This window comes from Candidatus Melainabacteria bacterium RIFOXYA2_FULL_32_9 (assembly GCA_001784615.1).
In the GTDB taxonomy this organism is placed as follows: Bacteria; Cyanobacteriota; Vampirovibrionia; order Gastranaerophilales; family UBA9579; genus UBA9579.
In genome coordinates this window covers 104-8,745 of the sequence record MFRQ01000155.1, presented here as the reverse complement: position 1 = coordinate 8,745, position 8,642 = coordinate 104, and the positions used below count along the sequence as shown (strand labels likewise).

Below are 8,642 nucleotides of genomic sequence, written 5' to 3'. Positions count from 1 at the left end.
TTTTATTAATCTGGCTTCTTGAAAATCAATATGGGGAGATTTCTTGTATTTCCAATAATAAATTGAGAAAACAAATGTAATTATATTGAAAAATAGTACATTTATTGAGGTTATTTGTTTGATTATGGAGAGTATTTCAAAGCTAACAATTATTTGAGATACCAGTATCAAAATCAGATAAATAATTGAGTTCTCAAACCTTCTTGATTTTACCCCGCTGGCTAAAAAATATGATGAAGACAATACCAGACAAAAAGATATTATAAACAGTATTAAACCAGCCATACCCAACCCTTATACTAATTCGCAGTCTATCGAGTATGAAAATAAAGTATGTTTATGGAGGAACCTTGAAAATGCGAAGCAATTTTCACAGTGACGGAATAAATATACTTTATTGAATGCAAAATAGTATTACCAAGCTTATTTACTTAATTCATTATAGAATAAAAAACCTTAATTTTATTGGAAATCAAAAAGAGTGTGATTTTTAAAGATCACACTCTTTTTAACTATAGAATTACTTACTTAATTATTTATATGGGATAGGGTTTTCTGTTTTTCAAGGTATTCATTTATAGCTTTTGCAGCTTTTTTACCTGCTCCCATTGCATTTATTGCATTTGATTCACCTACAGGAGCTACATCTCCACCTGCAAAAACACCTGGAATAGATGTTAGACCAGTTTCAGGATCTATTATTATATATCCTTTTGCATTAACATCCAGGTTTAAACCTTCTTCTAGAGCTGATTTTTGAATTATTGGATTTGGATTTGTACCAAGCGCAACTATAACTGTATCAACCTCAATATTTACAGTTTTGTCTGTTGGAATTGGCTTCCTTCTTCCACTTGCATCAGGTTCGCCAAGTTCCATTACCTGAAGCTGCATTCCTAACACATAACCTTCATAACCTGTAATCTCGACAGGACTATGCAATAGTAAGAAATTTACACCTTCTTCTTTAGCGTGCTCAATTTCAGCTTTTCTTGCAGGAAGTTCAGCTTCAGATCTTCTATATACAATGGTTACTTCATCAAAACCGATTCTCTTTGCTGTTCTAGCCGCATCCATGGCTGTATTTCCACCTCCTACAACAGCAACTTTTCTGCCACCCCTGATAGGAGTCGGATATTCAGACCTATTAGCTCTCATTAAGTTAACCCTAGTCAAAAATTCGTTAGCTGAGTATACTCCATTTAGATTTTCACCAGATATATTAAGCATTTTAGGCAATCCGGCACCACTACAAACAAATATGGCCTCAAAACCATCAGAAAATAAATCCTGAATGGTAAGAGATTTGCCTATAATTACATTTGTTTTGAACTCTACACCAATTTGTTTTAAAGAATTAATTTCTCTGTCTAAAGCAGTTCTTGGCAATCTAAATTCAGGAATACCATATCTTAGAACTCCACCAAGAGCGTGAAGGGCCTCAAATACAGTTACTTGATAACCTGATTTTGCCAGATCTGCTGCTGCTGAAATCCCGGCACACCCTGAGCCTATTATTGCGACTTTTTGTCCGTTTGAGGTTATTTGTAAGGAGCTGCTGTCAGTTTTATCACCGACATATCTTTCAAGAGCGCCAATAGCAACAGGCTTATCTTTTATTCCTAATACACAGCTTCCTTCACATTGTCTTTCCTGAGGGCAAACTCTACCGCATACTGATGGCAACAAGTTAGTTTCTCTTACTAGCTTTCCTGCTGCATCTAAATTTTCCTTTGCAATTTCTTGAATAAAACCAGGAATGTTTATATTCACAGGACAACCGGCTACACATTTAGGATTTTTACAATTGATGCAGCGTTTAGCTTCATTTAATGCCTGCTCATCGGTAAAATTCTTTTCTACTTCTTCAAAATTTGCACTTCTATATTCAGGATCCAAAGTAATAGGGATCTGTCTTTCAATTTTTTCTTTTGCCATTTTTATTTCCTTAGTATGCCGAATTTGTCCAACAGATTACACGTTATGTTCCGTATAGTTTTGGTTATTATTTCGCTCTATTTTAACTCTTTCTATGATTTCATCAACCTCTTTTTCATCAAGAGTTTCTTTTTCGAGAAGAACTTTAACGATTTCATCCATTACATCTTTGTTTTCTGATAGAATTTGTTTTGCAAATTTATATCTTTCTTCGACTATAGATTTGATTTCTCTATCTATTATTGATGCAACTTCTTCAGAGAAATTTCTTTCGTGACCAAAATCTCTGCCTAAAAATACGTGCTCATTTCTTTTACCAAATGTCATTGGACCCATTTTTTCACTCATGCCAAAGTTTGTTACCATTTTTCTAGCAAGATCAGTAACTTTTTCAAGGTCATTTTGAGCACCGGTGGTGATTTCATTGAAGATAATTTCTTCAGATATTCTTCCTCCAAGAGTCATAGCCATTCTATCAAGTAACTGTGTTCTACTATAAAGAACCTGATCATTTACAGGTAGTGTCATGGTCAAGCCAAGAGCCATACCTCTTGATATAATGGTAACTTTATGAAGCGGATCACAGTCTTTAAGAAGTTTTGCAAGTAAAGCGTGCCCTACTTCGTGATAAGCAATAATTTCTTTTTCTTTTTCTGAAATTATGCGATTTTTCTTTTCAGGACCTGCTATTACTTTATCAATAGCTTCTTCTACATCTTCCATTTCAATTTCTTTTTTACTTTTTCTAGCTGCTAAAAGAGCTGCTTCATTTATTAAGTTTGACAAATCAGCACCTGTGAAACCAGGAGTTCTTTTAGCAATAACTTTTAAGTTGACTTCTTCAGCTAAAGGTTTGCCTTTAATGTGCACTTCAAGAATTTGCTCTCTTCCCATTATATCAGGCTTATCGATTACAACCTGTCTGTCGAATCTACCCGGTCTTAAAAGAGCGTTATCAAGAATATCTGGCCTATTTGTAGCAGCTATAATAATTATTCCTGTTGTACCGTCAAAACCGTCCATTTCAACGAGTAATTGGTTTAATGTTTGTTCTCTCTCGTCGTGTCCACCGCCTAAACCAGCACCACGTTGTCTTCCAACCGCATCAATCTCGTCTATAAAGACAATACATGGAGCATGTTTTTTAGCTTGTTCAAACAAGTCTCTAACTCTGGATGCACCGACACCAACAAACATTTCAACAAAGTCAGAACCACTTATGCTGAAAAATGGAACGCCTGCCTCACCGGCAACAGCTTTTGCCATTAATGTTTTACCTGTACCAGGAGCACCAACTAAAAGAACTCCTTTAGGTATTTTTGCTCCAAGTGCAAGATATCTTTCACCATTTTTTAAGAAATCTACAACTTCTTCTAATTCCTGCTTTGATTCATCGATACCGGCTACATCAGCAAAAGTCACTTTAACTTTGCTATCAAGCATCATTTTAGCTTTACTTTTTCCGAATGACATTGCCTGAGATCCACCACTTTGTGCACTTCTGAACATCAAGAATAGTCCTACAAGCAATAAAATTGGCAGAATTAATGATCCTATCAATCCAACCCATTGTCCTGAATTGTTTGGTGGTTCTACACTGATATCGATATTATGATTTTCAAGTTTATCTATCAAACTTGGGTTATCATTAGGCATTAAAACCTTATACTTAGTCTCGGTTAAAGCACTATGAGAAGGTTCTGTTTTAGGATTAGCCGTTATAACATTGTTGGTTATCTGTACAGATTCGATTTTGCTTTCTTTAACCAGTTTCATAAACTGGCTGTATGATAAATCCTGAACAGAATCTGTTTTTGATGTAAGTACAGTGACCATAAATGCTAATAATATCAGCACTAGTGTTATGTAAACTCCTGTTGTTTGGTATTTTTTCATATATAGCTCCCTTGAAAAATATGACTCAATACTGTTAATTTTGCTAAAAAATGAGATTTAGAAATAATCTTAATAAATTCTCAAACGTTCTTAATATATTTTACTATAATTTAATTTATCAGAAAGTAAGTTATAGACATATATGTGTTGTTCTAAAAAGGTGTTAAATGTTAGTATTTAGGTAATATTACCTGAGATTAATTAAAAAACTATACAGAAAATATTTTTTAATTTTTTATTGAAAACTCATACTAATTACTGACCCTGATTTTTACAATAGTAATATAATTGAAAAAGGGATGAGTTGGAATAATGCCATAACAGGATTTTAAGATAAAGTAGAATTATATTTCAAAAACATAATTTGTATGATAAATTAAGATAACTCGATATGTTTTAGGAGGAAAGTTCTTGAGTGATAAGATAATAATAAATGGAGGCAGAGAACTTACCGGTGAAGTGTCCATAGGCGGGGCAAAGAACGCCGTTTTAAAGCTAATAGCAGCCTCTATTTTAGTAGATGATATATGCGAGATACATAATGTCCCTGAATTAACAGATGTAAAAACCATGGTTGAAGTTATTAACCATCTGGGGGTTAAGACAGAATATAATCCACAAGAAAGCTCTTTAATTATAAATGCAAAACATATAACTAATTATGAAGCTTGTTATGAACTTGTTAGTAAAATGCGAGCTTCTTTTACTGTATTAGGAGCGCTACTTGGAAGATGTAAAGAAGCAAGAGTAGCTCTTCCAGGGGGCTGTGCTATAGGTGAAAGACGAATTGACCTACATATCAAAGGATTAGAAGCATTAGGCGCTCAAATAAAAATTGAGAATGGTTATGTAGTTGCTAAAGCTACTAAACTTACTGGTGCTGAAATTTTGCTTGATAGACCAAGTGTTGGTGCTACAGAAAATATTATGTTGGCTGCTGTATTAGCTGAAGGGTCAACTATAATAAGTAACGTAGCACAAGAACCTGAAATTGTTGATCTTGCTAATTTCCTAAATGCTATTGGTGCAGATGTTAGTGGCGCCGGTACATCCGAAATTGTAATCAATGGCGTAAAACAACAAGATTTACATTCTACAACCTATACGACAATTCCAGACAGAATTGAAGCTGGTACATATATTGCTGCTATTATAGCCACAAAAGGAAACGCTATAGTTCGTAATGTATATCCAGCTCATTTAAGTGCAGTATCAAGTAAATTAAATGATATGGGTGCAAATATAACTCTTATAGATCCTGTTACTATTGAGGTATCTTGTAATTCCAGACCTAAAGCTGTAGATATTGTAACTCAACCCCATCCTGGTTTTCCTACAGATCTTCAATCACCATTTATGTCTGTTTTAACTGTATCTAAAGGCATAAGTGTAATTACAGAAAGCATTTATGAAAACAGATTCAGACAAGTTGGTGAATTAAGAAGAATGGGCGCTGATGTTCAACAAGAAGGTAACCATGTGATAGTTAAAGGTGTAAAGCAATTAACAGGAACTAAGGTGAAAGCAAGTGATTTAAGAGCAGGTGCATCTTTAATTGTAGCTAGTTTATGTGCTAGAGGGACTTCTGAAATAGAAAACTTGTATCACATAGACAGAGGGTATGAAAAACTGATTGAAAAACTGAGTGATTTAGGAGCGGATATTCAAAGAATAACTGATGATACTTCTAATTCTGACATTGACATCCAAAATTATAATGAAATAAGAATCTAAAGGTTAAAAAGATGGCTCAATATAAAAGATGGTATGATCATGATCCCTTATTGATGGAAGTGATAAACCTTCTGAAGAATTATCAGGAGGATCTCAGAGCTCAAGCCGAGATTTTCCTTGAGAAAATAGAGTCACAGGTTAGCAAAGAAGCGTTGGATTCTTTTTATGAAATGGTCAAACCTTTTAACGGGAATCGTTGGTATGATCATGATCCTGTATTATCTAAGACTATCGAGTTATTAAGAATAATACCACCTGAAATTCAAAAGAAAGCAGCTCAAAATTTCCTTGATTCTCTTAAAAATCAAGGAATCGATCCTAATTTCATAAAATAATTACAAAAAGTATTAATACTAAAATTTTTAGAAATTTTCTTTAAAATTGCAAAATACTTTAGTGAATAAGTTTACACAAAAAATCAAGATGTCATGCCGGACTTGATCCGGCATCTGACCAGTGTTGTCAACTTGATAGATCCTGAAACAATACTGAGACAAGTTCAACAAATGGTTAAGGATGACAGTTTTTCATTATTTCAGTATTCAGGACAAATTGCGTTAATCCTGTTATTTAGATAAACCAAGTAATTTTGCCAGTATTTGGGCATTTTTAGAGGGTTCTTTAGTTAAGAAACCAGTATTCTTGGCTTTTTCATAAGGTAGCTTGATAGGAGAATTTAATTTAGAAAATTGCTCTTCTGTTAAGTCTAAAATATTTCCATTATGCCGATTTTGTAAAAACCAGTGTGTGGTTCCATTATCAAACTTGATAATCATAGGCTTGTAATCTTCTTTATTAGGCACTATATAGTGATATAAAAGTTCTGAAGCAAGATAACAATAACCAAGAGTTGGATTTTCAGGAGTCCATAAAAACTTATAAGGATCTTTCAATAATTTAGGACCAAGCTGCTTTAAAGTATTGGTTAATTTCGGCTTAAAGTCATTGTATATTGCTTCTTCCATTGTCATTGATGCTCTTGGAGTTTTTTGCCCTTTATTTGGATCTTCTGCTAGAATTTCTATTCTACCATCCATTTTCATTGTTATTTTTTTGTTTTCTTTTTGGTATTCTTGAATATTTTTTATAGTAGCTTTTGCACAATTATTGATGTCATCCGGAATTTCTATTTCCTTTTTGCCTGTGACTGACGCAAAGTCCTCAGCAGCTTTAAGTAAATAGCTATCTATAGCTACTCGATATATTTTTTTAGGATTTATCGGTTCTTCATATGTATTGTTTTTAAGCAGTTTTATGTCAGTTACACTTGCATCTTTAGATATTGTGTATTTTAAGCCTGAGGCATGCATTATCCCAGGTCTTTTGTTTGGATTGGTATATGTTTTAGCACCAGCTGCAAGAAGATCTATAATATCTTGACCTGTTATATTTATTACGCTTAAACCACTTGAAGGTATAGCTTTCCAAACATCCCTTTCCGTCACATTTCCTTTTTTAAAATCATTTCTTAATGAGAAGCTGGGATATATAGCAATATCAGCATTAGCTATTTTTCTCATACTATCAGTAATAAAATTAGCTATAGGGTTCTCCTGAGTTTTAATATCGCTAGCAGAATAATTATCAGCTATATTACCGATTATCGGACTTTCTCCAAAGATCTTATTTTCAAGTTTTAAGGCTTTTTTATCTAATTCAAAGTTATCAGACTTTTCTTGACCTGCTTTTGCGTATTTTATAATACCGTTTTTATTAAAAACAGCATCTATTACCCCAAAATATTCTCCATTTTGTCCTTCTTGAAAGAGTAGCACTGGATCTCCATTAGGTGAATTCACAATGGATTCTTCCGTTTCCAGAGGATCTAACAATTCATGAGAATGTCCACCAAGAATGATATCTATTCCATCTACAGATTTGGCTATTTTTTTATCCAGCTTTAAACTACCGTGAGATGGAAGAATTATTTTATTTATTCCTTTATTTTCAAGCTCTTTCACTTCTTCTTTTATTTTTTCAACAGTTTTATTTTCTGTTAATACATCTAATCCTTCAAATAAGGTGAACTTACTTGATCTTTCTTTAAGATCCGGAGGACTTATTCCTATTAAACCGTATTCGTGACCGTTTATTTTAATTATTCTAGGCCCACGAACTTTTTCTAGATTGCTGTTTTTAGGTAATATCAAATTAGAGCTTAAAGTGTTAAATTTGGTTTTAACTAGTGAATTTTCTAATATTTTTGTTCCAAGATCGAGATCATGATTTCCAATAGTGACAAAATCAAACAAATTATTTAGTAAGGAGACTATAAAATTTAGCTCTTTAGGATTTTTTCCCATATAAAAATCTCCAGAGTGAATCCTGATAAAGTCTTTATCAGGAGATTTTATATTCTCTGCTAGTTTGATTAGAGCACTTTTCAGCTTCATTAATGGTTTTGTTTGGCCATGATTATCATTCATATGCAAAATAGTGAGTTTTACATCATCTTTATCATTAGTATCAGGTAACTTAGGATTATCCCAGTTGGTATATACAGCATCAGTACCTAATTCTGATTTAGAGAATTTGTAATTGCCTTTAAATGAGATTTTATTTGTATAAATGAGATAAGGGTAATTAAGCTTATTAACATTTTTAATACTTAAATTATTCAACTCTTATTTCCTATTACCAAAAGTATCTAAGAAGAAAAAACTGCTAAATAATTTAAATTGCTATCTTGAAAAAATTTTGTAAAGAAAAAATCTTTGTTACATTCGCTAACAAAGATTTTTATTTGGATTTAAGATTTTTTAATTATTTATCATCTTTTTTATTTTTGTCTATTCTGGCAACATTTTTTTTATTTTTGCCTTTTGGCATAGTTTTATCAGGTACAAGTTTTAACCGTCTAGTAAATTCTTCATAAAAACCACAATTTGTGACGTACATTGTATCTTCAAGGGTTACGATTCCCATAGCTAAAGCTTGAAGTAACGGGCATGCCACTCCTTCTGTAAAATTTTTGCAAGTTATACATTGATCTTGCTTTTCTACGTGAACGCTACCATTGTAATAATACATGCTTTTTTCCTTAAAAAGATAATAGTTGATGACTTAAGTTAGGT

The 8,642-nt window shown here is 32.8% G+C and carries 6 protein-coding genes; 2 read left to right on the top strand and 4 right to left on the bottom strand.

Features of this window, described 5'->3' with window-relative positions:
- Positions 1-528: 528 nt before the first annotated feature.
- The gene (locus A2255_03855; GenBank protein OGI17145.1) at positions 529-1,938 is read right to left on the bottom strand and encodes a glutamate synthase (NADPH), homotetrameric; all 1,410 of its coding nucleotides are present in this window, start codon (positions 1,936-1,938) and stop codon (positions 529-531) included.
- A 36-nt stretch (positions 1,939-1,974) separates the two neighbouring features.
- The gene (locus A2255_03850; protein OGI17144.1) at positions 1,975-3,834 is read right to left on the bottom strand and encodes a cell division protein FtsH; all 1,860 of its coding nucleotides are present in this window, start codon (positions 3,832-3,834) and stop codon (positions 1,975-1,977) included.
- A 411-nt stretch (positions 3,835-4,245) separates the two neighbouring features.
- Here A2255_03850 and A2255_03845 point away from each other — a divergent pair, with 411 nt between their 5' ends.
- Positions 4,246-5,568: a UDP-N-acetylglucosamine 1-carboxyvinyltransferase gene (locus A2255_03845; protein ID OGI17143.1), complete on the top strand. Its 1,323-nt coding sequence runs from the start codon at positions 4,246-4,248 to the stop codon at positions 5,566-5,568.
- Positions 5,569-5,579: 11 nt separating this feature from the next.
- On the top strand, positions 5,580-5,903 hold the full coding sequence (locus A2255_03840) for a hypothetical protein (protein OGI17142.1): 324 nt from the start codon (positions 5,580-5,582) through the stop codon (positions 5,901-5,903).
- Between the two features lie 231 nt (positions 5,904-6,134).
- On the opposite strand, the gene A2255_03835 is transcribed toward A2255_03840, so the two are convergent.
- Entirely contained in the window at positions 6,135-8,189 is a 2,055-nt protein-coding gene (locus A2255_03835; protein OGI17141.1) for a hypothetical protein, read from the bottom strand.
- A gap of 142 nt (positions 8,190-8,331) precedes the next feature.
- On the bottom strand, positions 8,332-8,598 hold the full coding sequence (locus tag A2255_03830; GenBank protein OGI17140.1) for a hypothetical protein: 267 nt from the start codon (positions 8,596-8,598) through the stop codon (positions 8,332-8,334).
- Positions 8,599-8,642: the final 44 nt, after the last annotated feature.